This is a genomic window from Cupriavidus gilardii (genome assembly GCF_008801915.1).
Lineage (GTDB): Bacteria > Pseudomonadota > Gammaproteobacteria > Burkholderiales > Burkholderiaceae > Cupriavidus > Cupriavidus gilardii.
Map to the genome: position 1 here is coordinate 23669 of NZ_VZOV01000014.1, position 25675 is coordinate 49343.

26 protein-coding genes and 2 tRNA genes are annotated in these 25675 nt (G+C 66.6%); 12 read left to right on the forward strand and 16 right to left on the reverse strand.

Annotated elements, in window-relative coordinates:
• Positions 1–112: 112 nt before the first annotated feature.
• Together F7Q96_RS16805 and F7Q96_RS16810 are read right to left on the reverse strand one after the other, a co-directional pair.
• On the reverse strand, positions 113–580 hold the full coding sequence (locus F7Q96_RS16805) for a DUF2127 domain-containing protein (protein ID WP_053824338.1): 468 nt from the start codon (positions 578–580) through the stop codon (positions 113–115).
• Between the two features lie 38 nt (positions 581–618).
• Positions 619–1014, reverse strand: a complete 396-nt coding sequence (locus F7Q96_RS16810) for an NINE protein (RefSeq protein WP_198752617.1) — start codon at positions 1012–1014, stop codon at positions 619–621.
• A 155-nt stretch (positions 1015–1169) separates the two neighbouring features.
• Here F7Q96_RS16810 and F7Q96_RS16815 point away from each other — a divergent pair.
• The 8 genes from F7Q96_RS16815 to F7Q96_RS16850 all read left to right on the forward strand — a co-directional run bounded on the left by F7Q96_RS16815 (position 1170) and on the right by F7Q96_RS16850 (position 7387).
• Positions 1170–1245 (forward strand) — tRNA-Glu (locus F7Q96_RS16815).
• A gap of 37 nt (positions 1246–1282) precedes the next feature.
• Positions 1283–1359: transfer RNA gene (locus tag F7Q96_RS16820), tRNA-Asp, on the forward strand.
• A gap of 161 nt (positions 1360–1520) precedes the next feature.
• Positions 1521–2015 (forward strand): GFA family protein, encoded by a 495-nt coding sequence (locus F7Q96_RS16825; protein WP_053824340.1) that lies wholly within the window; start codon positions 1521–1523, stop codon positions 2013–2015.
• A 255-nt stretch (positions 2016–2270) separates the two neighbouring features.
• The gene (locus tag F7Q96_RS16830) at positions 2271–3389 is read left to right on the forward strand and encodes a glycosyltransferase family 4 protein (RefSeq protein WP_053824705.1); all 1119 of its coding nucleotides are present in this window, start codon (positions 2271–2273) and stop codon (positions 3387–3389) included.
• Positions 3390–3408: 19 nt separating this feature from the next.
• Positions 3409–5625, forward strand: a complete 2217-nt coding sequence (locus F7Q96_RS16835) for an amylo-alpha-1,6-glucosidase (protein ID WP_151023005.1) — start codon at positions 3409–3411, stop codon at positions 5623–5625.
• Between the two features lie 95 nt (positions 5626–5720).
• Positions 5721–6125: an OsmC family protein gene (locus F7Q96_RS16840; RefSeq protein WP_053824341.1), complete on the forward strand. Its 405-nt coding sequence runs from the start codon at positions 5721–5723 to the stop codon at positions 6123–6125.
• A gap of 70 nt (positions 6126–6195) precedes the next feature.
• Positions 6196–6717 carry a M23 family metallopeptidase gene (locus F7Q96_RS16845; protein WP_053824342.1) on the forward strand — a complete coding sequence of 174 codons (522 nt, stop codon included), beginning with the start codon at positions 6196–6198 and terminating at the stop codon, positions 6715–6717.
• A gap of 73 nt (positions 6718–6790) precedes the next feature.
• Positions 6791–7387 (forward strand): AAA family ATPase, encoded by a 597-nt coding sequence (locus F7Q96_RS16850; RefSeq protein WP_053824343.1) that lies wholly within the window; start codon positions 6791–6793, stop codon positions 7385–7387.
• Here the strand turns inward: F7Q96_RS16850 and F7Q96_RS16855 are convergent.
• Positions 7380–8303, reverse strand: a complete 924-nt coding sequence (locus F7Q96_RS16855; RefSeq protein ID WP_053824344.1) for a LysR family transcriptional regulator — start codon at positions 8301–8303, stop codon at positions 7380–7382. The two genes, F7Q96_RS16850 and F7Q96_RS16855, sit on opposite strands and share 8 nt — an antisense overlap.
• 166 nt (positions 8304–8469) lie before the next feature.
• Here F7Q96_RS16855 and F7Q96_RS16860 point away from each other — a divergent pair, with 166 nt between their 5' ends.
• On the forward strand, positions 8470–9660 hold the full coding sequence (locus F7Q96_RS16860; protein WP_053824345.1) for an MFS transporter: 1191 nt from the start codon (positions 8470–8472) through the stop codon (positions 9658–9660).
• A gap of 34 nt (positions 9661–9694) precedes the next feature.
• Here the strand turns inward: F7Q96_RS16860 and F7Q96_RS16865 are convergent, their stop codons facing one another.
• Both F7Q96_RS16865 and F7Q96_RS16870 read right to left on the reverse strand, forming a co-directional pair.
• Complete coding sequence (locus F7Q96_RS16865) at positions 9695–10135, reverse strand: hypothetical protein (RefSeq protein ID WP_053824346.1); 441 nt, start codon at positions 10133–10135, stop codon at positions 9695–9697.
• Positions 10035–10475, reverse strand: coding sequence for a nucleotidyltransferase domain-containing protein (locus F7Q96_RS16870; RefSeq protein WP_170265877.1), 441 nt, complete (start codon positions 10473–10475; stop codon positions 10035–10037). The genes F7Q96_RS16865 and F7Q96_RS16870 overlap by 101 nt, the downstream gene beginning before the upstream one ends.
• Before the next feature lie 92 nt (positions 10476–10567).
• Here F7Q96_RS16870 and F7Q96_RS16875 point away from each other — a divergent pair, with 92 nt between their 5' ends.
• The gene (locus F7Q96_RS16875; protein WP_006576618.1) at positions 10568–10780 is read left to right on the forward strand and encodes a DUF3820 family protein; all 213 of its coding nucleotides are present in this window, start codon (positions 10568–10570) and stop codon (positions 10778–10780) included.
• Here the strand turns inward: F7Q96_RS16875 and F7Q96_RS16880 are convergent.
• On the reverse strand, positions 10777–11721 hold the full coding sequence (locus tag F7Q96_RS16880) for a cation diffusion facilitator family transporter (RefSeq protein ID WP_053824348.1): 945 nt from the start codon (positions 11719–11721) through the stop codon (positions 10777–10779). The two genes, F7Q96_RS16875 and F7Q96_RS16880, sit on opposite strands and share 4 nt — an antisense overlap.
• Before the next feature lie 68 nt (positions 11722–11789).
• Positions 11790–12725 carry a LysR family transcriptional regulator gene (locus tag F7Q96_RS16885; RefSeq protein WP_053824349.1) on the reverse strand — a complete coding sequence of 312 codons (936 nt, stop codon included), beginning with the start codon at positions 12723–12725 and terminating at the stop codon, positions 11790–11792.
• A 149-nt stretch (positions 12726–12874) separates the two neighbouring features.
• On the opposite strand from F7Q96_RS16885, the gene F7Q96_RS16890 reads away from it, so the two are divergent.
• A complete protein-coding gene (locus tag F7Q96_RS16890; RefSeq protein ID WP_053824350.1) occupies positions 12875–13636 on the forward strand; it encodes an SDR family NAD(P)-dependent oxidoreductase in 762 nt (253 codons plus the stop codon).
• A gap of 98 nt (positions 13637–13734) precedes the next feature.
• On the opposite strand, the gene F7Q96_RS16895 is transcribed toward F7Q96_RS16890, so the two are convergent.
• The 4 genes from F7Q96_RS16895 to F7Q96_RS16910 form a co-directional block, all read right to left on the reverse strand.
• On the reverse strand, positions 13735–15222 hold the full coding sequence (locus F7Q96_RS16895; RefSeq protein ID WP_053824351.1) for an efflux transporter outer membrane subunit: 1488 nt from the start codon (positions 15220–15222) through the stop codon (positions 13735–13737).
• A gap of 186 nt (positions 15223–15408) precedes the next feature.
• Positions 15409–18609, reverse strand: coding sequence for an efflux RND transporter permease subunit (locus F7Q96_RS16900; protein WP_151023007.1), 3201 nt, complete (start codon positions 18607–18609; stop codon positions 15409–15411).
• 165 nt (positions 18610–18774) lie between these two features.
• Positions 18775–20022, reverse strand: coding sequence for an efflux RND transporter periplasmic adaptor subunit (locus tag F7Q96_RS16905; RefSeq protein WP_006575563.1), 1248 nt, complete (start codon positions 20020–20022; stop codon positions 18775–18777).
• A 193-nt stretch (positions 20023–20215) separates the two neighbouring features.
• Complete coding sequence (locus tag F7Q96_RS16910) at positions 20216–21136, reverse strand: alpha/beta hydrolase (RefSeq protein WP_053824352.1); 921 nt, start codon at positions 21134–21136, stop codon at positions 20216–20218.
• Between the two features lie 317 nt (positions 21137–21453).
• Between F7Q96_RS16910 and F7Q96_RS16915 the strand changes: the two genes are divergently transcribed.
• Positions 21454–22419, forward strand: coding sequence for a LysR family transcriptional regulator (locus F7Q96_RS16915; protein WP_053824353.1), 966 nt, complete (start codon positions 21454–21456; stop codon positions 22417–22419).
• A 19-nt stretch (positions 22420–22438) separates the two neighbouring features.
• Here the strand turns inward: F7Q96_RS16915 and F7Q96_RS16920 are convergent, their stop codons facing one another.
• The 5 genes from F7Q96_RS16920 to F7Q96_RS16940 form a co-directional block, all read right to left on the reverse strand.
• The gene (locus F7Q96_RS16920) at positions 22439–22684 is read right to left on the reverse strand and encodes a type II toxin-antitoxin system Phd/YefM family antitoxin (RefSeq protein ID WP_053824354.1); all 246 of its coding nucleotides are present in this window, start codon (positions 22682–22684) and stop codon (positions 22439–22441) included.
• 152 nt (positions 22685–22836) lie between these two features.
• On the reverse strand, positions 22837–23115 hold the full coding sequence (locus F7Q96_RS16925; RefSeq protein ID WP_006575559.1) for a DUF2795 domain-containing protein: 279 nt from the start codon (positions 23113–23115) through the stop codon (positions 22837–22839).
• Positions 23112–23435 carry a hypothetical protein gene (locus F7Q96_RS16930; RefSeq protein ID WP_053824355.1) on the reverse strand — a complete coding sequence of 108 codons (324 nt, stop codon included), beginning with the start codon at positions 23433–23435 and terminating at the stop codon, positions 23112–23114. Before F7Q96_RS16930 ends, F7Q96_RS16925 begins: the two co-directional genes overlap by 4 nt.
• An 88-nt stretch (positions 23436–23523) precedes the next feature.
• Positions 23524–24273 carry a DUF892 family protein gene (locus tag F7Q96_RS16935; protein WP_053824356.1) on the reverse strand — a complete coding sequence of 250 codons (750 nt, stop codon included), beginning with the start codon at positions 24271–24273 and terminating at the stop codon, positions 23524–23526.
• A gap of 73 nt (positions 24274–24346) precedes the next feature.
• A complete protein-coding gene (locus tag F7Q96_RS16940; RefSeq protein ID WP_053824357.1) occupies positions 24347–25522 on the reverse strand; it encodes a hypothetical protein in 1176 nt (391 codons plus the stop codon).
• Positions 25523–25675 lie beyond the last annotated feature (153 nt).

A 25675-nucleotide genomic window follows, 5' to 3' on the forward strand; every position in this document is an offset into this window, starting at 1 on the left:
CGATTCAGGCATATCGGGCTCCTCGCGTGGTCGGCCTTCGGCGGTCCCTGTCGACGACCCTGGCCGTCTCCGTTGCAGCCGTTGCAGGGATCATGCCGGGATCAGCCGCCCGTCATCGCGGTGTGCCGCGACGGCGAGCCAGGCTCGCGGCCAGATAGGCAACGATCGCCATGTTGGCGACGGCCACGCCGATGTGTATCCAGGTCGGATGCCGCGCCGCTTCGTAAAGTTCCACCGGAATATAGATCGCGCCGGACCAGACCCCCAGCCATTGCGCCCAGGCGCGCTCGTGCCAAAGCCCGTAGGCCTCGGCGAAGCGCATCGCCGCATAGACCGCGGCCGACGCGCCGATGGCCCACAGGCGCGGATCGTCCGGATGCGCGGCCAGCGACAGGAAGATCGTCGGATAGCGGCTGCCCGGATTCAGGTGCAGCCGCGCGACGATCGCCTCGGCCAGTGCCTGCGCGTCGCGATGCAGCAGCGCCGCCAGGCCGATGCCGGCCAGCACCACCAGCGCGCCCTTGGCCGCCTCCAGCAGCGCGATGCCTTTCAGGCCGAGCGTGCCTTGCCTGCCTGCCATCGGTCAGCGCTCCGTGCGCAATCGAAACGGTCCACCGCTCAGGAGAACACGCGATTCTTGTCGGACACCTGATCGTTGAGCGTCCAGAAGTCGTACAGCACCCCAATCAGGAAAAAGCCGCCGGTCACCAGATACAGCAGGCCGGTCAGCCATTTGCCCATATACATCCGATGCACGCCGAAGATGCCGAGGAAGGTCAGCAGAATCCAGGCGATATTGAAATCGACGCGGCCCGAGGTGAAACGGCGGTCGGCATCCCTGTCCATGCCGGGAATCAGGAACAGGTCGATCAGCCAGCCGATGCCGAGCAGACCCAGCGTCAGGAACCAGATCGTGCCTGTCACCGGTTTGCCATAGTAGAAGCGATGCGAGCCCGTGAACCCGAAGATCCAGAGCAGGTATCCGATCAGCTTGCTGTGCGTGTCCTGAATCATGTCCATCCTCATGTTGTCGTGCCGGAATGATGCCATAGGCATCTGCCGTGTCCGCCGATTCGCCAATTGCATCGAAGACGCTTCACATCCGAAAAAAACAGCGTTATACTTGCGCCCCTCGCGACGCAAAACACAGCGCCAGCGAAACGGTTCCAGTCCCCTTCGTCTAGAGGCCTAGGACATCACCCTTTCACGGTGAGTACAGGGGTTCGAATCCCCTAGGGGACGCCAGCTTGACCGGATGCCAATGGCCTCCGGATGCCGACAAGGAGTGGTAGTTCAGTCGGTTAGAATACCGGCCTGTCACGCCGGGGGTCGCGGGTTCGAGTCCCGTCCACTCCGCCAGCAACAAGCAGAAAGCCCGCCGATCGCAAGATCGGCGGGCTTTTTGTTTTGCGCGGTGGCTTCCCTGCAGCCCGTCAAGCGGATTGGCATTGGTTTGGTATTGCGCCGATCCGCTTCCACAATAAGAACCTCGATCCACCACTCTTGAAGATGAGGTCGCCATGCATCTGGAAGGCTCCTGTCATTGCGGCGCGGTGCATTTCAGCGTCGAGTCGTCTTCGTATTACCCGTTCATGCATTGCCATTGCTCGATCTGCCGCAAGACGGCGGGGTCGGGCGGTTATGCGATCAATCTGGGCGCCGACGCCGACACGCTGCGCGTACGGGGCCGCAAGCATCTGGGCATCTATCACGCCGTGATGCGTGAGCCAGGCAAGCGCGCGACTCGCTCGCCGGCATCGCGCCATTTCTGCCTGAAGTGCGGCAGCCCGCTGTGGCTGTGGGATCCGCGCTGGCCGGAGCTGGTCCATCCGCATGCGTCGGCGATCGATACCCCGCTGCCGCGGCCGCCCGAGGTCGTCGAGGCGGCGCTGGACTATGCGGCGCCCTGGGTCGACGTGCCGCGCGGCAAGGGCCATGTCCATTGCGGCCAATGGCCCGAGGAATCGCTGGCGCAATGGCATGCCCGCCATGGTCTCGGCGACGGCCAGCGTTGAACCCTGAACACCCTCCCGCAAGGGCCGTCATGCGGCCCGCTCTTCACACCGTTTCGGCATCGCATATAACTGATTCAGAAGGGCGGCGCCGCTGCGCGCCGCCAAAAAATTTGGGGGGACGGGCTCTTGAAGGTCACACAGCCGCCCCTATTTTGGCGTCGGCCCGTCTTCTCTGGAACGGCACCCGCGCCGCGTCGGCCATCGCGGCCACGCGGCTTCCGGACAGTCAACTTCGCTTGAAGAGGAGGTTTGCTGATGAAGATTGCCCAGATCGCCCCGCTTGCCGAGCGTTGCCCGCCCAAGCTCTACGGCGGCACCGAGCGCATCGTGTCCTATCTGACCGAAGAGCTGGTCCGCCAGGGTCACGACGTGACCCTGTTCGCCAGCGGCGACTCCAGGACCGCCGCGAAGCTGGTACGCGGCTCCGACATCGCGCTACGGCTCGATCCCCGGGTGAAAGACCCGATTCCCTATCACATCATGATGCTGGACGAGGTCCGTCGGCGTGCCGATGACTTCGACGTGCTGCACTTCCACATCGATCTGCTGCATTTCCCGCTGATCCGCGATATTGCCGAGCGCACCGTCACGACGCTGCATGGCCGGCTCGACCTGCCCGATCTGGTTCCCTTCTATCGTGCATTTCCCGAATTCCCGCTGGTGTCGATCTCCGACGACCAGCGCCGGCCGATGCCGCCCGTCAACTGGGTCGGCACGGTGCACCATGGCCTGCCGCGCGACCTGTTGCCGTTCAGTGCCGAGCCCAAGGGCGGCTATCTGGCCTTCCTCGGCCGCATCTCGCCGGAAAAGCGGCCCGACCGGGCGATCGAAATCGCCGCGCGCACCGGCATGCCGCTGAAGATCGCCGCCAAGATCGACAAGGCCGACCAGGCCTATTGGGACGAGGTCATCGCGCCGATGATCGCCGCGCATCCGAAGGTCAAGTTCATCGGCGAAATCAACGAGCACCAGAAGGCCGAATTCCTGGGCAATGCGCGCGCGCTGCTGTTCCCGATCGATTGGCCGGAGCCGTTCGGCCTGGTGATGATCGAGGCGATGGCCTGCGGCACACCGGTGATCGCCTATCGCTGCGGCTCGGTGCCCGAAGTCATCGACGAAGGCGTGACCGGCTTTATCGTCGACGACATCGAGCAGGCGGCGGAAGCGGTCGGACGCATCGACGAACTGGACCGAGGCCGGATCCGCGCCACCTTCGAGCGCCGCTTCACCGTGGAACAAATGGCGCAGCGGTATGTCGAGATCTATCGCAGCCTGGCCGACCTGAACGCCGGTGCGCTGCTGCGCCGTGCCATGGGTGCAACGGTGGGCGGCGCGATCGGCAGCGATCGCGTCGGTCTGCGCGCCCTCGCCTGAACCGCAAAGGATCGCGACGATGCCAACCGCCAGCACTGTTGCCGCTACCCACGCGCCGGCGCCCAGCGGGCCCGGCGGTACCCAGCTCGCCCAGTTCTTCATCCCGGCCGCCGCGTCTCTGCAAGAGCGAAGGCCGCGCACGCTCAAGCATGGCGACACCTTCGCGGTGTTCGACCACAATGGCGATGCGCTGTCCGGTCCCGGCAGTCCCGAGGGCGTGTTCCATCGGGATTGCCGCCACCTGTCGCACCTGTTCCTGTCGATCGATGGCGCGCGGCCGATGCTGCTGTCGTCGACGCTGCGCGACGACAACGCGACGCTGACCTGCGACCTGACCAATCCCGATCTGTTCGATGGCGATGGCCAATTGACAGTCGAACACGACGTGCTGCATCTGCGCCGCTCGCGCTTCCTGTGGAATGCGACGTGCTACGAGCGGCTGCTGATCCGCAACTTCGACGATAAGCCGCGCCGCATCCAGCTCGAACTGGCGTTTGCCGCGGACTTCGCCGACCTGTTCGAAGTCCGCGGCTCGAAGCGCGAACGCCGCGGTGAACACCACCCGCCCCGCATCACGAACAATCGGGTCATTCTCGGCTATACCGGATTGGACCAGCAGAGCCGGCACACCGCGCTGCTGTTCGATCCGGCGCCGACCCGGCTGAGCGGCAATTGCGCCAGGTTCACGATGGAGCTGCAGCCGAAGGAGGCACGGCTGCTGTTCGTCGAGATCCGCTGCGGCATCGGCGAGATTCCGCAGCAGACGCGCTGCACGTTCTTCAGCGCGCTGCGCGATGCCCGGCGGGCCCTGCGCAACTCGGCCTCGCGCGCGGCGTCGATCGTCACGTCGAACGAGATCTTCAACGAGGCGGTCCGGCGCAGCGTGTCCGATCTGTACATGCTGATCACCGATACGCCGCAAGGTCCCTATCCCTACGCGGGCATTCCGTGGTTCAGCACCGTGTTCGGCCGCGACGCGCTGATCACCGCGCTCGAGACGCTCTGGCTGGACCCCAATATCGCGCGCGGCGTGCTCGGCTATCTGGCGGCCAACCAGGCCACCGACAACGATGCCGCCGCCGATGCCGAGCCCGGCAAGATCCTGCACGAGGTGCGGCACGGCGAAATGGCCGAACTGGGCGAGGTGCCGTTCCGCCGCTACTACGGCAGCATCGACTCGACGCCGCTGTTCGTGATGCTGGCCGGCGCCTATCTGCATCGCACCGGAGACCTCGGCACGCTGCAGCGGCTGTGGCCGAACCTGGAGGCAGCCCTGCAGTGGATCGAGCGCTATGGCGACCGCGATGGCGACGGCTTCGTCGAGTACGGCAGGCGCACGACCGAAGGGCTGGTCAACCAGGGCTGGAAGGACAGTCAGGACTCGGTCTTCCATGCGGACGGCACGCTGGCCAAGGGTCCCATCGCGCTGGCCGAGGTCCAGGCTTACGTCTACGGCGCCTGGCAGGCCGGCGCCGACATCGCCGCGCAACTGGGCATGACCGAGCGTGCGACCCAATGCGCGGCGCGCGCCGAGGCGCTGCGCGCGGCGTTCGATGCGGAGTTCTTCGACGAGGCGCTTGGCACCTATGTGCTCGCGCTCGACGGCGACAAGCGCCCCTGCCGAGTGCGCACGTCGAATGCGGGTCATGCGCTGCTGACCGGCATCGCGTTTCCCGAACGCGCGCCCGCGGTGGTCCGCACGCTGATGTCGGGAACGTCGTTCTGCGGATGGGGCGTGCGTACCGTCGCGTCGAACGAGGCGCGCTACAACCCGATGAGCTATCACAACGGCTCGGTCTGGCCGCACGACAATGCGCTGATCGCCGGAGGCATGGCGCGCTACGGCTTCCATCGCGAGGCGGCACGGATTTTCGAGGGCCTGTTCGCGGCGTCCACCTATATCGACCTGCGGCGCCTGCCCGAGCTGTTCTGCGGCTTTCCGCGCCAGGGCACGCAGGGCCCGACCTTCTATCCGGTCGCCTGCATCCCGCAGGCCTGGGCCGCGGCCGCACCGCTGTACATGCTGCAGGCCAGCCTGGGGCTGGGCTTCGACACCGAACGCGTGCATATCACCTTCGACGAGCCGGCTCTGCCGGCTTTCCTCGACGAGGTGGTCTTCCGCAACCTCGCGGTCGGCGGGGGCTCGGCCGACGTCGCGCTGCGGCGCTCGGGCCGGCATGTCGTCGTGGACATGCTGGAGCGGCGCGGCCCGGTGCGGGTGTTGACGACGAATTGAGGCATAAAATGCCCGGTGGATTCGCGCGGCCAGGACAGTGTTCGCCCCGCGATGTCAGCCAATTTCGTGAACCGACCCGACAGGAGCCACCCGCCATGACCCCGGTTTCCCACGCCAGCGTCCGCGCCGCCGGACCGAATTACCGGCACGAGATCATCACCGGCAAGCATCAGCTGGTGTCCGACGAACCGGCGAAGGCCGGCGGGCAGGATGCCGGGCCGGCTCCGTACGACTATGTGCTGACCGGGCTGGGCGCGTGCACCGCGATCACGCTGCGGATGTATGCGGACCGCAAGGGCTGGGACCTCGGCGATCTTCGCGTGGAGCTGACGCTGCTGAAGAACCGTGACGGCGATACGCGCATCGAGCGCACGCTGCACACGTCGGCGGCCTTGAGCGACGCGCAATGGGAACGGTTGCTGGAAATCGCCGGCAAGACGCCAGTCACGCTTACACTGCAAGCCGGCGTGTCGATCGCGACCACCAGGGCAACAGCCTGAGTCCGCGCGGATCGGCAAACCCCGCGGCAGGCTGATCCCCGTGTCGATCCTGCGCAGGCGTTCGGGGTGGTTGTGGGTCGCTGTCTTCGCGGCAGCCGCCTGGTGGGCCTGGCCGCGCGTCCAGCCCGTGCTGGACCGCCTGTTCTACGGCATGCGCCTTGCCGCGATGCCAGCGCCCAAAGCGCTGCCGATACCGGTCGCCGGCGTATCGGCCAACGCCTTGCGCGATACCTGGAATGCCGCGCGCTCGGGCGGCCGCCAGCATCAGGGCATCGACATCTTCGCGCCGCGCGGACGCGAAGTCGTATCGGCGACCGAAGGCATCGTGTCCCGCGTCGGCACCAACAATCTCGGCGGCCAGGTCGTCTGGGTCATGGGACCGGGCCGGCAGATGCACTACTACGCCCACCTCGACCGCTATGGCGAGATCGCGCCTGGCGATCGCGTCATGCCGGGCACCGTGCTCGGCTATGTCGGCAATACCGGCAACGCGCGCGGTACGCCGCCGCATCTGCACTACGGCATCTATACGCCGGCCGGCGCCATCAATCCCTACCCGCTGTTGACGGCGCGCATCGCCACGTCGAAGTAGTCGCGGCGCGAGTGCGCCGAACCGAAGCACCCCATACTCCCAACTTGAGGAAGGAGCAATGTCAGCACAAGACATGGTCCTGACGGGCCGCCATGCCGCCGCCCGCGGCGCCGACAATACCGCCCGGTTGATCGTCTTCACCGGCGGCCCGGGCTCGGGCAAGAGCACGCTGATCGATGCGCTCGAGCAGCAAGGCTACGCCCGCTCGGAAGAAGCGGGCCGCGGCATCATCCAGGATCAGGTCGCGATCGACGGCCCCGCGTTGCCGTGGCGCGACCGGCAGGCCTTCGCCGAGGCGATGCTCGGCTGGGAACTGAGGTCCTATCGCATGGGGCAGCGGCAAGCGGGCCCGGTATTGTTCGATCGCGGCGTGCCGGACGTCATCGGCTATCTGCGGCTGTGCGAACTGCCGGTGCCGGAGCATCTGCTGCGGGCCGCCGCCGCGTTTCGCTATCGGCAACAGGTCTTCATCGCACCGCCCTGGCCGGAAATCTATCGGCAGGACGCCGAGCGCAAGCAATCGCTGGACGAAGCCGAGCGCACCTTTGATGCCGTCGCGCAGGCGTATCGCGATTGCGGTTATGCGCTGGTCGAGCTGCCGCGGGCCGACGTGGCTGCACGGGTGCGATTTGTTATCGAGCAGATCGGCGCCGCGCACGCGATCATTTGAGTCCGCCGCCACGTTCCCACGGCGGAACATCGCCGAAGCGCTCGGCCAGGAAATCAACCAGTGCCCGCACACGGGGCGGCACCAGCCGTCTCTGCGGCATCACCGCATAGATGCCGGTGTCCGCGATCTGGTAGTCCGGCAACACCTGCACCAGCTGGCCGGCCCGCAACATCGCGCAGACATGCCAGTACGAATGCAGCGCGATGCCGAGCCCGCCCAGCGCCGCGTCCGACAGCAATTCGCCGGTATTGGCCTCGATCCGGCCTCGTACCCGTACCGCGATCTCGCGGCCGTCGGGGTCCTCCAGCCGCCACAGGTCCTGCCGCCCCTGGCTTCCCACCAGCACCAGGCATTCGTGCCGGGACAGGTCGTCGGGCGTGCGCGGCGTGCCATGACGGCGCAGATATTCCGGGGACGCGCACAGCAGCCGCCGATTGTTGGCGAGCTTGCGGGCCACCAGCGTCGAATCGTCGAGCGCACCGATGCGCACCGCCAGATCGAAGCCGGCGCTGACCAGATCCACCACGCGGTCGTCCAGATGGATGTTCAGCCGCAGTTGCGGATGCCGCGCCATGAATTCGGGCAACAACGGCGACAGGTACTGGCGGCCAAACGACGACGCCGTGGTCACCCGCAGCGTACCGGTGACCTCGCCACCGGCCCGGCGCAACGAACTGCCAAGCGCCTCCAGTTCCTCGACGAGCCCCCGGCCCTGCTCGGCAAGCGCCGCGCCTTCGGGCGTCGCGTGCAGCCTGCGGGTGGTCCGATGCAGCAGCCGCACGCCCAGATCCTGTTCCAGCCGCTTCAGGCGCTGGCTGGCCACGGCCACCGACAGATCGAGACTGCGCGCCGCTGCGCTGATCGAGCCCAGGTCCAGCACGCGCAGGAACAGCGCGATATCGCCGATACGGTCCATGATTATCAATCAAATATTGAAACTGATTCATGATACCGCCGGTTTTTCAAAAAGATGGGGACGGGCAAACTGCGGGCCTTCCAATAGGAGAGTTGTCATGGCCGCCCCGCCTACCGCCACCATCCCGCCCACTAACAACCCCACTGCGAAGCCTGCGCGCGCCGGCATGCCGCTGGCGCTCTACGCGCTGACCGCCGGCTCCTTCGGCATCGGCTGCGCCGAATTCGTGATCATGGGCCTGCTGCTGCAGGTCAGCGCCGATCTGCACGTGTCCATTGCCTCGGCCGGCATGCTGGTGTCCGGCTACGCGTTCGGCGTCGCCGCCGGCGCGCCGATCCTGACGCTGCTGACGCGGCGCATGCCGCGCAAGGCGGTGCTGCTGGCGCTGATGGTGATCTACACCGTCGGCAATGCGGCCTGCGCACTGGCGCCGGACTACACCACGCTGATGATCGCCCGCGTGATCACGTCGCTGACGCATGGCACCTTCTTTGGCGTCGGCGCCGTGGTGGCGACCGGGCTGGTGCCGGAAGACCGCCGCGCCTCGGCAATCTCGGTGATGTTCTCCGGCCTGACGCTGGCGACGCTGCTCGGCATGCCCGCCGGCGCCTGGCTCGGGCTGCATCTGGGCTGGCGTTCGACGTTCTGGGCGATGACGCTGATCGGGCTGGTATCGCTGGTGGTGATCGGCATGCTGGTCAAGGCCAGCCGCGACCACAGCGCGCCCGCCTCGCTGAAGGACGAACTGGCGACCATGGTGCGCCCGCAGGTGATGCTGGGCCTTGCCATGACGATCCTGCAGGCCATCGGCATCTTCGCGGTGATCACCTACGTGCAGCCGCTGCTGACGAAGGTGGCCGGCTATGGCGAGGCGGCGGTGTCGCCGATCCTGCTGCTGTTCGGCGCCGGCATGATCGTCGGCAACCTGCTCGGCGGCCGGCTGGCCGACCGCCGTCCGGTCGCCGCGGTGCTCGCCACGCTCACGTCGCTGGCCTCGGTGCTGGCGCTGATGACCTTCGCCATCCACAACCAGTTCGCGGTGGTCGCCTTCGTCGGCATCCTGGGCATCGCCGCCTTCGCCACGGTGTCGCCGCTGCAACTGCGCGTGCTGCGGCACGCGCGCGGCCCGGGCCAGAATCTGGCATCGAGCTTCAACATCGCCGCCTTCAATCTCGGCAATGCACTTGGCGCCTGGCTCGGCGGCATGGTGATCGACCACGGACCGGGCCTGACCGCCCTGCCCTGGGTCGCCGCGCTGGCCCCGCTATCGGCACTGGCGGTCGCGGCCTGGAGCGTGCGGCTGGAGCGGACTCGTCCGTCGCTGCCTACGGCTGCGGCGGGGGTCGAAGCTGGTTGATGGCACTGCAGAGTCGCCTCGGATCCTTGATGGCCTAGGAGAGCAATTCCGACTTCTCGGCATGCAGCCAGTGCAAGACGTCGCCAAGCAATGCCTTGCCTGCCTCGATGCATTCGACTACCAGTGCGGGAGGCAAGGTATCTCCGGAGTAGTCCGTGGCATTGCGCTGCTTGCGCAAGGTGTCCAGCACGATCAGTCGTTCAACCGGTAGTCCCATGGCCACTTGCAAGGCCTGGATCGCCGTACGATGATGCCCAGCGCGGCTAGTCAGCGTACGGTATCCGCAGGCATGCAACACAAGCATGGAGAGTTGCATGATCGCCTTGTAGGCGACATCGAAGCGGTTCTCGTTGCTCAGACCCTCGATATGGGCATCAGCGAGATTTCGCCTGACCGCAGCCAGAAGTCGCCTGATGTGCCTCCGATCCGGGACCACCACGTCGAGACTGATCCCCACCAAGTTCTGCAAGGACATGCTCGCTTCCGATCAGGAACAACTTCGGCCTGGTCAGCACGTCGGAGAGAAAGGGATCACGCTCGCTTACCCGGGTCCGCCATGCCCGCGCTGTCAATACCACCGGATTGACATCACGACCGAGCGTACCTTCGACCGGATAGAAAAGTCGTACGACTTCTCTGAAATCGATGTCGCCGACGATGAAGACGTCGACATCGCTGCCAGGAGCCGCAGCACCGCGTGCCAACGAGCCGAATACAAAGGCGGCATCGATGGCGTCGTGGCAGCGGCCGAGAGCGCCTAGCAGGGCGACACGCATCGCCTGCTGGGCTGCGATCGAGCTGGTGGACGGTTCCATGGATGGCATGTCGGATACGATTGTAGTTCTCGCCGACTCACCCGAACAGTTCGACAAGCGTTCCCATCCCGGCCGAACTGCTCGCAGCCGCCATGCAACCCGAAGACCTCCAACTCCTCGTCACCCGCACCATGCCGTTCGGCAAATACAAGGGCCGGCTGATCGCCGACCTGCCGGGCAACTACCTGAACTGGTTTGCGCGCGAAGGATTTCCGCCCGGCGAAATCGGGCGGCTGCTGGCGTTGATGCAGGAGCTCGACCACAACGGCCTGTCGCATCTGCTTGCGCCGCTGCGCAAGCGCTAGCCGGCCGCGCGGTCCATCGTGGCGCCGCCGCGGCGGACCGGGTCCATGTGGGTCATCACGTCGAGCACGTCGCGATTCTCCATCGCGCGCCGGCGGGCCTCCATCGCGATGGCGTGGCCCTGCTCGACGGTCAGCATCGCCTCCATCTCCAAGTGCACGTCGACCAGGATCAGGTCGCCCATCTTGCGGGTGCGCAGGTTGTGCACGCCCAGTACGCCGGGGGTCGACAACAGGCTGTGCCGGATCGCCTCGACCGTCTGCGCGTCGGCGCCGCGGTCCATCAGGTCCTGCATCGCGTTCCAGCCGAAACGCCAGCCCATGCGGATGATCATCAGGCCGACCACCATCGCGGCGACGGGGTCGAGCCAGCGGTAGCCGAGCAGGCTACCGCCGATGCCGAGCGCGACCACCAGGGACGACGCGGCGTCCGAGCGCGAATGCCACGCGTTCGCCGCCAGCATGCTCGAGCGAACGCGGTGCGCGACCGCCAGCAGATAGCGGAACAGCGATTCCTTCAACACCAGCGTGCCGAGCGCCACCCACAGCGCCACCATGCCGACCGGCGGCGTGTCGGCGGCGGGTTCCACCTTGCCGGCAGCCGACCACAGCATGCCCACGCCGACCGCCAGCAGCAGCACGCCGAGCGCCAGCGAAGCCGCGTTCTCGAAGCGTTGGTGGCCGTACTGGTGGTCTTCGTCGGGCCCCTTGCCGCTATGCACGCCGGCGAACAGCACGATGAAATCGGACAGCATGTCCGACAGCGAATGCACCGCATCGGCCAGCAGCGCCTGCGAGCCAGCCAGGACGCCGGCAATGGCCTGGGCCGCGGTCAGGACCAGATTGACGGCCACGCTGACCAGCGTGCTGCGGCGCGCGGCGCGCTGCCGCAGCGCGGCATCACCATGGTCGTGGGCGGGCTCGGTGGGACGGGGCTTGCTCATGGCCTCGACTGTACCGCAGCAGCGTGTGCAATTCACCAAGCAGGCCGCCGTCGCCGGACATCAACGGTTCATGCCGGCAAGGCGCTGCGCGGGCTTGACGGCACCGGTTCGAGATGCGGTTCGAGGACCTGCGCGATCCAGTCCATGAAGACGCGCACGCGCCGCGGCAGATTGCGCCGCTGCGCATAGAGCAGTGTCACGGGCATCGGCGGCGGTGGACAGTCCGGCAGGACTTCGACCAGCTCCCCCGCGGCCAGCCTTGACTGCATCGCCATGGCGGGTACCTGGATGATGCCAAGCCCTGCCATGGCCGCGGCTTCGTAGGCGGCGCCGTTGTTGACGGTGACGCTGCCCGCCATCGGCAATGCCGCATGGCCGCCGCCGTCCGGATATTCGAATCCGAGCGGGCGCTGCCCCAACGTGCCGGCGTAGTGCACCAGCCGATGATCGCGAAGGTCCTCGATGCTGCGCGGCGTGCCATAGCGACGCAGATAGTCCGGACTGGCACAGTTGATCAGCCGTATCGCCCCCAGGGGCCGCGCCACCAGGCTGCTGTCGTCGAGCGTGCCGACGCGGACCACGCAGTCGAAGCCTTCGCGCACGACATCGACGCGACGGTCGGTGCCGCTGATCTCGATCGACAGCTCGGGATACCGGTCGAGGAATTCCGGCAGTCGCGGAATCACGAAGCGCGATGCCATGCCCGCCGGCATGTCGACACGCAAGCGGCCCTTCAGCGCGCCACCGTCGCGCTGGAACATGCCGTGCAACTCGTCCATGTCGTCGAGCAGATCCCGCGCACGCTCGTAGAACGCCTGCCCGTCCGCGGTCAGCTGGACCCGGCGCGTGGTCCGATGGAAGAGTTGCGTGCCAAGGCTGGCCTCCAGCCGCTGCACGGCGATCGATACCGCGGCCTTCGACAGCGCGAGGCTGTCGGCGGCCCGGGCGAAACCGCCGAGTTCGGCGACGCGCAGAACGATGCGCAGCGTGTCGAGGGAATCCATGGGGCGGATCGTTGGTCAATTGTTTACGTATTGCAAACATAGCTGCCACATGTCGGCAGTTTATGCGGTCCCGTCGAATCAATAAAGTGGGCACATGCGGCGCGACCGCATCCGAAACGCAAACCCGAACTTCCACCGGAGTCCACTTGATGACCACTACCTCCACCATCGCCGTGATCACCGGCGGCAGCCGCGGCCTCGGCCGCAATGCCGCGATCCACCTCGCCCGCCAGGGCACCGACGTGATCCTGACCTACCGGGGCCAACGTGCCGAGGCCGAGCGTGCCGTCGCGGAAATCGAGGGGCTGGGCCGGCGCGCCGCCGCGCTGCAACTGGACGTCGGCGACAGCCGGACCTTCGCCGGCTTCGCCGCGCAGGTCGAGTCCGTACTGGCCGGCTGGGGCCGCAACCGTTTCGACTTCCTGTTGAACAACGCCGGCATCGGCCTGCATGCGAGCTTTGCCGAAACCACCGAAGACCAGTTCGACGAACTGATGCGCATCCATCTGAAGGCACCGTTCTTCCTGACGCAGGCCTTGCTGCCGCTGATTGCGGACGGCGGGCGCATCCTCAATGTGTCGACCGGCCTGGCCCGCTTTGCGCTGCCGGGTTACTCGGCCTACGCGACGATGAAGGGCGGCGTCGAAGTGCTGACGCGCTATCTGGCCAGGGAGCTGGGCGAGCGCGGCATCAGTGTCAACACGCTGGCGCCCGGTGCCATCGAGACCGACTTCAGCGGCGGCGCCGTGCGCGACAACGCGGAGGTCAATGCCTTCGTATCCTCCGTGACCGCATTGGGCCGGCCCGGCAAGCCGGACGACATCGGCGCCGTCGTGGCGGCATTGTTCGCACCCGGTACTGGCTGGATCAACGCGCAACGCGTCGAGGCCTCGGGCGGCATGATGCTTTGATGAAAAAAAGGCCGGTGAAAGACCGGCCTCTTGTTGCGGCACGGCCGCTGCCTGCTTCACGCAGGCAGCGGCCGTTCTGCGTTATTGCCTCGCCGCGATCAACGTGCCGCCGCGTCGCTCGGCGCCTGCACCGGACCCCATCCGCCGCCCAGGCTCCGCACCAGCGCCACCGTCGCGGCGGCGCGCAGGCCCGCCACCTGATTGGCCGCGCGCTGCGATTGCAGCACCGTACGGTCCGCATCGATCACGGTCAGATAGTCGACCGCGCCGGCGTCGTAGCGGCTGCGCGAGATCCGCTGCGCGCGGCGCGCGCCGGCCAGCGCGCTGTCGAGCGCGCTCGCCTGCTGCGACAGCCAGCGGACGTCGGCCAGCCCGTCCTCCACCTCGCGGAACGCCACCAGCACGGTCTGCCGGTAGGCTGCCACCGCTTCCTCATGCTGGGCGCGTGCCGCCGCCAGATTGGCGCGGTTGCGGCCGCCGTCGAAGATCGGCGCGGCAATGGTCGAGCCGATCAGCGGACCGAGCAGCCAGGCGCGCGAGGACCAGCGGAACAGGTTGGACAGCTCGCTGGATTCGAAGCCGAACACGCCGGTCAACGAGATGCGCGGGAAGAAGGCCGACTTGGCGACGCCGATGCGTGCGTTCGCCGCGGCCATCAGACGCTCGGCCTGTGCGATGTCGGGCCGGCGCTCGAGCAATTCGGACGGCAGGCCCGCCGGAATCGCGACCGGCGCGGCATCGAACGGCCGCTCGGCCAGCGCGAACTGGGCCGGCGGCACGCCGGTCAGCACGGCCAGCGCATGCTCCTGATTGGCGCGACGGCGTTCGACGTCGGCCAGATCGGCACGCGCGGTGCCGAGTTCGGCCTCGGCGCGTGCCGGGTCCAGGTCGGTGGTTTCGCCGGCATCGAAACGGCGCTTGAGCAGGCGCACCGCGTCCTCGCGCAGCGCGATGGTGGCGCGCAGCAGCTGACGCTCGGCGTCGAGCGTGCGCAGCGTGAAGTAGGCCTGCGCGACATCGGCCTGCAGCGTCAGCTGCACCGAGCGGAACAGGTCCTCGGCGGCCTCGCCCTCGGCACGCGCGGCGCGCACGCTGTCGGCCACGCGGCCGAACAGGTCGACCTCGTAGCTGGCGATGGCACGTGCACGCAGCACGGTGCGCGGCGATACCGGCGTGCCGTCGGGCAAGCCGAGCGACGCTGCCGACGGCTGCGACCGGGTCGGATCGAGACCCACGCTCAGTTGCGGATAGAGGTCGGCCTCGGCCACGCCGGTAAAGGCGCGTGCCTGCTTGACGCGCGCGGCGGCGGCGGCCAGGTCCTGGTTATTGCTGTTGGCCGCTTCGATCAGGCGGTCCAGCTCCGCATCGCCGAACAGCTTCCACCATTGGCCGCGTTCGGCACCCTCGGCCGGTGTGGCCACTTTCCATTGCGCGCCTTCGGCCTGCGCGGCCTCGGCCTCCTTGAAGGCCGGCATGGTCGCGGTTTCCGGCACCTTGTAGGTCGGCGCCAGCGAGCAGCCTGCCAGCACCAGCGCGGCGGCCAGCGTCGCCAGCCGCGGCATCCACGATTGCAGGTTTGCTGTCATGTCGTTGTTCCTTGATTCGATATCGTTGGCATGTGCCTGCGGTGTTCTCCCTCTCCCGCGTGCGGGAGAGGGTCGGGGAGAGGGACAGCGGCGCTCATCGTTGCGTTGTCGTTCATCGACTGCTGCTTCCCTCGCCCCAGCCCCTCCCCCGCAAGCGGGAGAGGGGGGAGCACACCACCCTCGTACTCAGTGTTGCGGTTCAGCCAATGCCACCGCGCGTTCCGGTTGCGCCTCGGGCGCCGGCTCCGGCTCGGCCTTGCCGCGCGTGGCGAGCTTGCGCAGCGCCACATAGAACACCGGCGTCAGGAACAGGCCAAAGAACGTCACGCCCAGCATGCCGGCGAATACGGCCACGCCCATCGCATGGCGCATCTCCGCGCCGGCACCGGTCGACACCACCAGCGGCACCACACCCATGATGAAAGCGAACGAGGTCATCAGGATCGGGCGCAGGCGCAGGCGGCTCGCCTCGATCGCGGCCTGCACGATGGTGCGGCCCTGATGCTCCAGTTCGCGGGCAAACTCCACGATCAGGATCGAGTTCTTCGCCGACAACCCGACCAGCACGATGAAGCCGATCTGCGTGAAGATGTTGTTGTCCCCCCGCGTCAGCCAGACCCCGGTCAGCGCGGCCAGCAACGACAGCGGCACGATCAGGATCACCGCCAGCGGCAGCGTCAGGCTTTCGTACTGCGCGGCCAGCACCAGGAACACCAGCAGCACGCACAGCGGGAAGATCCACACGCCCGCATTGCCGGCCAGGATGTCCTGATAGGTCAGCTCGGTCCATTCGAACTTGATGCCCTTCGGCAGCGTCTCCGCGGCGATGCGCTCGGCCGCGGCCTGCGCCTGGCCCGACGAGAAGCCGGGCGCCGGTCCGCCGTTCATGTCCGCGGCGGTAAAGCCGTTGTAGCGCACCACGCTGTCCGGGCCGAAGCTCTGCTTGACCTGCACCAGCGACGACAGCGGCACCATCTCGCCGGCGGCGTTGCGCGTCTTCAGCTGCAGGATGTCCTCGGCATGCTGGCGGTAGCTGGCATCCGCCTGCACCTTGACCTGGTAAGTACGGCCGAACTTGTTGAAGTCGTTGACGTAGGCCGAACCGAGATAGGTCTGCAGCGTGTCGAACACGTCCGTCACCGGCACGCCGAGCTGCTTGGCCTTGACGCGGTCGAGCTGGACGTCCAGCTGCGGCACGTTGACCTGGTAGTTGCTGAAGATGCCGGCCAGTTCGGGCGTCGCGCGCGCCTTGGTGGCAAACGCGTTGGTCGCCGCGAACAGCGCGTCGTAGCCGAGCGCGGCACGGTCCTCGATCATCAGCTTGAAGCCGCCGATGGTGCCAAGGCCCTGCACCGGGGGCGGCGGGAACACCGCGATGAACGCGTCCTGGATCGCTCCGTACTGCTGGTTCAGCTGCGCCGCGATGGCGTTGCCGCTCAGGTCTTCGGACTTGCGCTCCTCGAACGGCTTGAGCGTGGCGAACACGATGCCGGCGCTCGGGCTGTTGGTGAAGCCATTGATCGACAGGCCCGGGAACGCCACCGCCGATTCCACGCCCGGATGCTTCAGCGCGATCTCGGACATGCGGCGAATCACGTCCTCGGTGCGGTCCAGCGTCGCGCCGTCGGGCAGCTTGGCGAAGCTGACCAGGTACTGCTTGTCCTGCGCCGGCACGAAGCCCTTCGGCACCAGCTGGAAGATGCCCCAGGTCAGCACCAGCATCACCGCGTAGACGCCGAACACCGCACCCTTGCGGCGGACCACGCCCTTGACGCCCTTCCCGTAGCGCTCGGAACTGGCGCCGAAGAAGCGGTTGAAGCGCTTGAAGAAGCCGCCCAGCACGCGGTCCATCGCGCGCGACAGCCAGTCCTTCGGTGCATCATGGCTGCGCAGCAGCAGCGCGGACAGCGCCGGCGACAGCGTCAGCGAGTTGAACGCCGAGATGATCGTCGAGATCGAGATCGTCAGCGCGAACTGCTTGTAGAACTGGCCGGTCAGGCCCGTCATGAAGGCCAGCGGCACGAACACGGCGCACAGCACCAGCGCGATCGCGATGATCGGACCGCTGACTTCGCGCATCGCCTGGTAGGTGGCTTCCTTCGGCGACAGACCCTGCTCGATATTGCGCTCGACGTTCTCGACCACCACGATCGCGTCGTCGACCACGATACCGATCGCCAGCACGAGACCGAACAGCGACAGCGCATTGATCGAGAAGCCGAACGCGTACATCAGGCCGAACGTGCCGACGATCGATACCGGCACCGCCAGCAGCGGGATGATCGATGCGCGCCAGGTCTGCAGGAACAGGATCACGACCAGCACCACCAGGGCGATCGCCTCGAACAGCGTGTGCGTGACCGCCTCGATACTGTGCCGCACGAACTGCGTCGGGTCGTAGACGATGCTGTAGTCGACGCCGTCCGGGAAGTTCTCCTTGAGCTCTTCCATGGTCTTGCGCACGTCGTCCGAAATCTGGATCGCGTTCGAGCCCGGCGCCTGGAAGATCGGAATCGCGACCGCCGGCTTGTTGTCGAGCAGCGAGCGCAGCGCGTACTCGGACGCGCCCAGCTCGATGCGGGCGACATCGCGCAGATAGGTCACGCCGCCGTCCGGCGAGGTGCGCACGATGATGCCGCCGAACTCCTCCTCGGAGTTCAGGCGGCCCTGGGCGTTGACCGACAGTTGCAGGTCGGTGCCCGGCAGCGACGGCGAGGCGCCGATCACGCCGGCCGCCACCTGCACGTTCTGCTCGCGGATCGCGCGCACCACGTCGCTGGCGGCGAGCTGACGCTCGGCCATCTTCTCGGGATCGAGCCAGACGCGCATCGCGTAGTCGCCCGATCCGAACAGCTGCACCTGGCCCACGCCCTGGATACGGGCCAGACGATCCTTGACGTTGATCACCGCGTAGTTGCGCAGGTAGGTCATGTCATAACGATCGTTCGGCGAGACCAGGTGGACCACCATGGTCAGGTCGGGCGAGCTCTTGACGGTCGTGATGCCGAGCCGGCGCACGTCCTCGGGCAGGCGCGGCTCGGCCTGCGACACGCGGTTCTGCACCAGCTGCTGTGCCTTGTCGGGGTCGGTGCCCAGCTTGAAGGTCACGGTCAGCGTCAGCAGGCCGTCGCTGTTGGACTGCGACGACATGTACAGCATGTCCTCGACGCCGTTGATCTGCTCTTCCAGCGGCGAGGCGACGGTTTCAGCGATCACCTTCGGGTTGGCGCCCGGATACTGCGCGCGCACCACGACCGACGGCGGCACGACTTCCGGGTACTCGGAAATCGGCAGCTTGAACATGGCGATCGCGCCGATCAGGAAGATCAGCACCGATAGCACGCCGGCGAAAATCGGCCGGTCGATAAAGAATTTCGAGAGGTTCATGACGGGTCTCGATAAAAAAGGGAGCCCCCTGGCGGTCCGTGTGGACGCCATGGAAACGCATTTGGGCGATGCAGCTGGCTAGATCAGCTCAGGATGTCGCGGCAGGCGGGGGAGGTTCTCCCTCCCCCGCAAGCGGGCGAGGCGAGAAAATCAGGCTGGCAAACGTCATCCGACCGACTCCTTCTTCGCCTGCTCGGGCTGGTTGTCCGCGCTCTTCTCGGTGGCATTGCCACGCTCGAGCTCGCGCTTGAGCGCCATGCGCACCGGCGTCGGCGCGACGGTGTCGCCCGGCCGCACGCGCTGCAGGCCATTGACCACGATGACCTCGCCCGCCTTCAGGCCGGACCGGATCACGCGCAGACCGTCATAGTTGGGCCCCATCTGGACTTCGCGATAGTTCAGCTTGTTGTCCTTGTCGACCACCAGCACGAACTTCTTGCCCTGGTCGGTGCCGATCGCACGGTCGTTGATCAGCACCGCGTCATGCGGCGCATTGCCGCCGAGCTTGACCTTGGCGTACAACCCCGGCAGCAGGCGTCCGTCCGGGTTGTCGAACACCGCCCGTACGCGGATCGTGCCGCTGCGCGGATCGAGCCGGTTGTCGACCGACTGGATGCGGCCCTCGTGCGGATGGCCTTCCTCGTTGGCCAGGCCCAGATAGACCGCCATGCCCTTGCCGTTGGCGCCGCCCGCGGCGCCCGGCGCCGTGTAGCGCAGATAGCTCTGCTCGTCGATCTCGAAGCTGGCGTACACCGGCGACACCGACACCACCGTGGTCAGCGCCGGGGAATTGGCGCCCGGCGCGACCAGATTGCCCACCGTGATCTCCGCGCGCGAGACGCGGCCGGTCACCGGCGAGGTGATGCGGGTGTAGGCCAGGTTCAGCCTGGCGGAATCGAGCGCCGCCTGCGCGGCGCGCACGTTGGCGTTCGCCTCGCGCGCCGCGTGGATCCGTTCGTCGAATTCGCGGCGCGAGATCGCGTTGTCGTCCAGCAGCCGCTGCGCCCGCACCTGCTCGCTCTGCGCATGGCTGGCGCGCACCTGCGCAGCGGCCAGCGCGGCTTCGGCGCGTGCCACCTCGGCCGCGTACGGACGCGGGTCGATGGTGAACAGCAGATCGCCCTTCTTGACCATCGCGCCTTCGCGGAAGTGCACCGCATCGATGGTGCCGCCGACGCGCGGCCGCACCTCGACGCGATCGATCGCCTCCAGGCGGCCCGAGAATTCGTCCCACTCGGTGATGGTCTTGCCGATGGCGGCGGCGACATCGACCGCCGCCGCGCTGGGGGCGGGGCTCGGCACGGCTTGTGCCTCGCCGGCATGCCAGGGGCGCAGCACCGTGGTCGCCAGGCCGGTGCCCAGCACGATCACGATGGCGACGGCGATCAGGCTACGTCGGGATTGCAGCTTCATTTCTTCACTCCGTTTCGGGTTTTCTTCAACCGGAAAAGCAAAAGGACGAACGCCGCCCGCCGGGCCCGTTCGACGCCTTGCGGGTATGCAAACCCTGGGGCGCCGACGCGGGGTCCGGAGACATTCACACGCGGCTGACTTCTCGAATGGCGGTCCGCGCTAGCGTGTCAGCACCGGCGCGGCCGCGGGCACGTCACGGCGCCCAACCGGAAGGCTTGGCTGCCGGCCGGCGTTCGGCCTGTGGCGAGGCTTCGTCGCTGTCCGCGAAACGTTCTCGCAGAAAGCGCGCGCCTTCATCGACCCATACCTGACATCGGTCGTGGGATGCTTCGACACCGGCGCCGCAAGCGCCGGGCATGATTCGGGTTTCCGCCGCCACGCCGCGGTCGAGCAGCTTGCGTCCGAAGGCCTCGCCTTCGGGCCGCAGGGCATCGAGCTCGGCCACCTGGATCAGCGTCGGCGGCAGGCCGGCCAGACGCATCGCATGCGCCGGCGCGGCGTAGGGATGGACCGACGCCGCGGGCGTCGGCAGGTAATCGCGATAGCAGACCGCCATGCGCTGCAGCGTTTCCAGCGGCACGTGCGCCTGGCCGGCGCAGGAGGCGTGCTGCAGGCAGGGGTCGGTGACCGGGCGGATCAGCCATTGCGCGCGCGGCGCCGGCAGACCGCGATCGCGCAGCATCTGCGCCACCGCAATCGCCAGATTGCCGCCGGCTTCCTCGCCGACCAGCGAGAAACGCATCTTGTCGACCTTGAGCCGGCGCGCCTGGCGCAATACCCATTCGGCGGTATTGAAGGCGTCTTCCGGTGCAGCCGGGAACGGATGGTCCGGAGCCAGCGAGTATTCCGGCGCCACGACCACCGCCGGCACCGCGCCGGCAAGCTGGCGGGTCAGATGGGCCGCCTTCTCGATGCCGCCGTCGACGAAGCTGCCGGCATGCAGATAGAGCAACCATGGCAGCGGAGACGGCGCCCAGGCGGTCGGATATCCGGCGGGATAACACACGTGCACAGCAATGGTGCGCTCGCCGCTGGCGATCTCATGCCGCACCACGCGCGCCGCGGCGCCGGCCTGGGCGGGCTGGGAAGCGGTATCTTGCGTCGGCTTGGTCATGGTCTGGGTTCCGTTGCGCGGCCGCCGGAAACGGCTCGACGCATGGTTTGCATGTTGCGTTGCACCGAATTATGGTGATTGACGTAGGCGGGATAAAGGCGCAGTTTGCCAACGCACTATTCTGCGGATGGAATAATCGCGCCGGCCCCGAGTTCGTTCCGGTAGATCGTCCCCATTCGGCCAATAACCGCTCCACTGTTGCGGTTATGCCAATGAAAGACCCTACCGTGCATACGCCTCGCAGAGTGAGTAACATTCGCCCTCGCCAGCCGCGCGGCACTGTCCGCTCGCTATGGCTTTCTTATTGGACAGCCGCCATGGACCGCTTCGTCTCAATGCAAGCCTTTACCCGCGTCGTCGATGTCGGTAGTTTCGCGCGCGCGGCAGAATCGCTCGATTTGCCCAAGGCTACGCTGACCCGGCTGATCCAGAATCTGGAAACGCATCTCGGCGTCAAGCTGCTGCACCGGACCACGCGCCGGATCAGCGTGACGTCGGAAGGCGCCGCCTATTACGAACGGTGCGTCCGCATTCTGGCCGATGTCGACGAAGCCGAGCAATCGCTGACGCATCAGAACCAGACCCCGCGCGGCACGCTGCGGGTCGACACGGTCGGCGGGCTGGCGCGCCTGGCCTTGGTGCCCAATCTGCATGAGTTCTTCGCGCGCTATCCGGACCTGAAGGTCGAACTGACGATCAATGGCAAACCGATCGATCTGCTGAAGGAAGGCGTCGACGTGGTCATTCGGGTCGGCGATACCGTCGACGATACGATGGTGGCGCGCCGCATCGGGCAATTGCGCCTGGCGTTCTACGCCTCGCCTATTTATTTGAAGCAGCACGGCACGCCCACCACGCCGGAAGAATTGATGCAGCATCGCGCAATCAATTATCTGTCGACGCGCACCGGCCGCGAGATGCCATGGATTCTGACGCGCGGCGACGAACGCCATGAATTGCTGCTGCCGTCGGCCATCTCGACCAACGATCCCGAGGTCTATATCGGCTGCGCGCTGGAAGGCCACGGTATCGCCGTCATTTCCCGTGTGATGGCGCAACCGTATCTGGAAAGCGGCCGGCTGGTCGAAATCATGGGCGATTGGCAGGAAGAGGTCATGCCGATCTCGGCCATGTATCCGCAGAACCGGAACCTGTCGGCCAAGGTGCGCGTCTTCGTCGATTGGGCCGCCGAGATATTCGCGCGCGATCCGGAAATGGGTTATCGCGATTCGTTTCCCGGACCGCGGCCGGTAGTGGCGCCGGTGTTGGAGGCGGTGTCGTAAGGCTAGACGAAAAGCAGCTTCATATCCGGCCAGTGAAGAGTACTTCGATTTCATCACTGCACAGCCGGTCGAAATCCTCGGGAACGTGGAACCGATCCTGCAGAATGCCGATCCGCTTTTCACCGGAGCGATGGATGGCCTGGACCGGAACGACCCTGACCATTGGCTTGCCGCCTTTCGCGATGACAAACGACTCCCCTTGCGCCGCCATCTCGACGAGATGCGGCAAGTCGGCGGAAGCTTCATCCAGGTTGATCGTGCGCATGCTGGCCCCTCCACGGTAGACGGGCCAATCTAGACAATCGATGAGCGCGCCGCAAGACCGCAGCGCGCTTTTGCGAAAAGTCGCAGCAGAAGGTGTACCTGAGCTTCACCTTCGCGCTCCACCGCCCATGCCGCGCGTCGAGCGCATCAGCTTCAATGCAGCTTGCCCAACTCCCGCGAGATCTCTGCAGGGGAATCGTAGTCGCGCTCGGGCAGTTGCTCCAGTTCGGCCATGACCTCTTCGCTGGCGCCGCCGTCGCGGGCGCGCGAGAGGATGTCGTCCTTGGTGGCGGGAAAGTCGATGCCCTTCAGGGACTTCTGCACGTCGATCGGGCTCGGCTCCTCGCGTCCGCCTTCTCCGCCCTTGCCACCCTGCGCGGCGCCCTTGCCGCTCGATCCGCTCTTGCCTTGGTCGGTCTGCTTCTGGGTCATTGCATGCTCCTCTGGTTACTGTTGCCCGAGCCAGGCGCCCGGGCCGGGTCGGACGATGCCGCCGGCGTGTCGGCGCCGTCGAGCCGGATATCGATCAGCCGCCGGCCCTCGAGCAGGCAGGCCTCGATCGCGGTGGCCGCGTTGTCGAACGCCGTCTCGACATCGGAGGCGAAGGACGCCGGCAAGTCCTCCTGCGTCGTGGCCGCGCGCGCGCCGGCCGGCAGGATCTCGCCCTGGTAGCCGTAGCGCACGCCCGAACTGGCGCCGACCGGCACCGCGTGCGCGGCGATCAGATGGTCGCGATGGAACATTTCCTTCATGCGCCCTCCTTGAGGCGGCGGTGCCGCGGGTTCGCCGCGGCAACCGGCGCCGGTGCTGGTGCTGGTGCTGGTGCTGGTGCGCCTCGTCTTACGTCGCTTCCGTGATGACTGCACGCTCCAGCCACTGCCGGATCGTGGCCATATGCTGCTCCTCCTCCGTCAGCGCCTGCTGGAACTTCTGTGCCATCTCGGTATGGCCGGTCTCGGTCGCGAGCTTGATCAGCAGTTCCCAACCGGCGTTGTCGGTCATTTCCGCGGTCAGCAGCGCATTGAGGCACTGCGCGAAGTTCGTGCGAGGATCGGCGATGGTCTGCAGCACTCCCATCGCGGTGACGCCCGCCACGTCGGCGCAAGGCGTGACCGCCGTCGGGTCTGCGCCGATCGCCCGCATGGTCTCGTCGACCATCGCGAAGTGCTCGGCCTCTTCATCATGGAAATGCATCAGCGTGCCGAGCACGTCGGGATCGACCGCGCTGGTATCCATCTCTTTGCACTTGGCGATCATCAGCTCGTAGAGGCGCGTGCCGGTGCGTTCGAACGCCAGGCGCTCGCCTAGCTTGTCGATCAGCACCTCGGGACGATTGCCGGTCAGCTTGTCCATCGTCGTGCTCATCGCGCCCTTGAGCGTACCGGGCAGCGGCACCGAACCGACCGGGTCTGCCTCGTCGATATATTGGGCGCGCATCTCCGCGGCCGGCTGCGATTCGGCCGGTACGTTCATATCGTCGATACCGCTGTCCGGTCCCATGTTGTCGGCATAACGCTCCATGGTCTCGGTGTCGATCGGCGACATCTGCGCGCCGGTACGGTTGACGCCCATCTGGGTAGTCTGTTGCATGCGTTCTCTCCGATTTCAGTTGTCCAGTCCGCTTGTCCAGCGTGATGGCCTGTTGGCGGCTTCAGCGATCGCCTCAGGCGGCGGTGTGCATCCGGGCCAGTTCGGTGCCGGGCGTCCACACATAGCCGGCGGATACCAGCTGCGACGGCGAGCCGTCGGCGTTCATCACGCGGCGGTATTCGATCGACGCGGGGCTGTCCTTGTCGAGCGGCACGAAGTCCATGCCGTTGGCACGCAGGTCCACCTCGTCCGCGAGCACCTTGCGCACGAAATCGCGCTGGCTGGCGAAGTCGATCGGCTTGGGCAGCGGTCCCGCGAGAATCTCGGCCGGGTCGCGATTCTCATGGCGCTTGAGCATTTCGCACGCGACATGCAGATGGCCCAGCTCGTAGTCGAGGAAGCGTTCCCAGATCGCCTTGATGCGCGGGTTGCTCTCCTGCTGCACGCAGCTGTAGTAGTTGTAAGCCTCCATCGCTTCGTGGATCACCCATTTCTCGATCAGGCTTTCGTCGGGGTCCATCAGCGAGCCGTACTGGGTCACGTGCTGTTCCTCGATCGAAGCGATCTCGGCGTACAACTGTCGCGCCAGCGGGTCGGTGAACAGCGGCCCGATGTTCATGTAGTAGTCGTGGGTCTGGTACTCGGCCGCGGTAATCATCGCGGCGTGGATCTTGGTGATCAACGCGGCGTTGGCGCGGTCGTAGCTCTCGCGCACATCGTCCTGCGGCGCGCGGTGTTCGACCCAGGTCGAGCGTCCCGGCACGATGTCGGTATGGCCCTGCGTGATCGCATTCGCGTCCTTGCCTTCGAGCCGGTCGAGCAGCGCGCTATAGCGGTACAGGTGATCGAAGTCCTCGAGCAGGCCGAAGCGATAGGCCTGCGCCTGGTACGGATCGGGCTCGGTCTGCGCGACCGCCGCGGTGACCTCGATGGCCACCTGCTCGTAGGCGATCGTGGTTTCCAGCGGGGAATGATCGGCGCCGATCAGCCAGTTGATCATCGTGGCCTGGTGATGCTCGACGCGGCGGATTTGCGCGAGCGGAATCCGCAATTCCCGATTGCAGCGGGACATGATGTGCTTGAGCCGCAGCGCATCGGATTCGATGCCATTCATCAAAATGATGCGGACGCGGGTAAATGCGTCGTCGTCCAGCTTGCTGATCGGCGCCTGGACCAGGTCCTTCCAAGTGAAATGTTGCTGGCCCAGCGGGCAGCCCTTGGCATCGAGCAGATCGGTCAAGGTGTCCATGGAAACTCCATTGTGGGGTGAGCGGAAAACGCCGTACGGCGAGCCGCCGGCGACGCGTCTGTAGCTCTAGCAACGGCCGTGCCGATCCGATTCCGCGCCAGCGTGTGCCCTACGTTGTGAATCCGACAGACAATCCCTGCACGCCTTGCAAAA

Coding starts and splice junctions, on each gene's coding strand:
- F7Q96_RS16805 (WP_053824338.1), bottom strand. CDS start 580: ATGGCAGGCAGGCAAGGCACGCTCGGCCTGAAAGGCATCGCGCTGCTG.
- F7Q96_RS16810 (WP_198752617.1), bottom strand. CDS start 1,014: ATGATTCAGGACACGCACAGCAAGCTGATCGGATACCTGCTCTGGATC.
- F7Q96_RS16825 (WP_053824340.1), top strand. CDS start 1,521: ATGCATCTGGAAGGCTCCTGTCATTGCGGCGCGGTGCATTTCAGCGTC.
- F7Q96_RS16830 (WP_053824705.1), top strand. CDS start 2,271: ATGAAGATTGCCCAGATCGCCCCGCTTGCCGAGCGTTGCCCGCCCAAG.
- F7Q96_RS16835 (WP_151023005.1), top strand. CDS start 3,409: ATGCCAACCGCCAGCACTGTTGCCGCTACCCACGCGCCGGCGCCCAGC.
- F7Q96_RS16840 (WP_053824341.1), top strand. CDS start 5,721: ATGACCCCGGTTTCCCACGCCAGCGTCCGCGCCGCCGGACCGAATTAC.
- F7Q96_RS16850 (WP_053824343.1), top strand. CDS start 6,791: ATGGTCCTGACGGGCCGCCATGCCGCCGCCCGCGGCGCCGACAATACC.
- F7Q96_RS16855 (WP_053824344.1), bottom strand. CDS start 8,303: ATGGACCGTATCGGCGATATCGCGCTGTTCCTGCGCGTGCTGGACCTG.
- F7Q96_RS16860 (WP_053824345.1), top strand. CDS start 8,470: ATGCCGCTGGCGCTCTACGCGCTGACCGCCGGCTCCTTCGGCATCGGC.
- F7Q96_RS16865 (WP_053824346.1), bottom strand. CDS start 10,135: ATGTCCTTGCAGAACTTGGTGGGGATCAGTCTCGACGTGGTGGTCCCG.
- F7Q96_RS16870 (WP_170265877.1), bottom strand. CDS start 10,475: ATGGAACCGTCCACCAGCTCGATCGCAGCCCAGCAGGCGATGCGTGTC.
- F7Q96_RS16875 (WP_006576618.1), top strand. CDS start 10,568: ATGCAACCCGAAGACCTCCAACTCCTCGTCACCCGCACCATGCCGTTC.
- F7Q96_RS16880 (WP_053824348.1), bottom strand. CDS start 11,721: ATGAGCAAGCCCCGTCCCACCGAGCCCGCCCACGACCATGGTGATGCC.
- F7Q96_RS16885 (WP_053824349.1), bottom strand. CDS start 12,725: ATGGATTCCCTCGACACGCTGCGCATCGTTCTGCGCGTCGCCGAACTC.
- F7Q96_RS16890 (WP_053824350.1), top strand. CDS start 12,875: ATGACCACTACCTCCACCATCGCCGTGATCACCGGCGGCAGCCGCGGC.
- F7Q96_RS16895 (WP_053824351.1), bottom strand. CDS start 15,222: ATGACAGCAAACCTGCAATCGTGGATGCCGCGGCTGGCGACGCTGGCC.
- F7Q96_RS16900 (WP_151023007.1), bottom strand. CDS start 18,609: ATGAACCTCTCGAAATTCTTTATCGACCGGCCGATTTTCGCCGGCGTG.
- F7Q96_RS16905 (WP_006575563.1), bottom strand. CDS start 20,022: ATGAAGCTGCAATCCCGACGTAGCCTGATCGCCGTCGCCATCGTGATC.
- F7Q96_RS16910 (WP_053824352.1), bottom strand. CDS start 21,136: ATGACCAAGCCGACGCAAGATACCGCTTCCCAGCCCGCCCAGGCCGGC.
- F7Q96_RS16915 (WP_053824353.1), top strand. CDS start 21,454: ATGGACCGCTTCGTCTCAATGCAAGCCTTTACCCGCGTCGTCGATGTC.
- F7Q96_RS16920 (WP_053824354.1), bottom strand. CDS start 22,684: ATGCGCACGATCAACCTGGATGAAGCTTCCGCCGACTTGCCGCATCTC.
- F7Q96_RS16925 (WP_006575559.1), bottom strand. CDS start 23,115: ATGACCCAGAAGCAGACCGACCAAGGCAAGAGCGGATCGAGCGGCAAG.
- F7Q96_RS16930 (WP_053824355.1), bottom strand. CDS start 23,435: ATGAAGGAAATGTTCCATCGCGACCATCTGATCGCCGCGCACGCGGTG.
- F7Q96_RS16935 (WP_053824356.1), bottom strand. CDS start 24,273: ATGCAACAGACTACCCAGATGGGCGTCAACCGTACCGGCGCGCAGATG.
- F7Q96_RS16940 (WP_053824357.1), bottom strand. CDS start 25,522: ATGGACACCTTGACCGATCTGCTCGATGCCAAGGGCTGCCCGCTGGGC.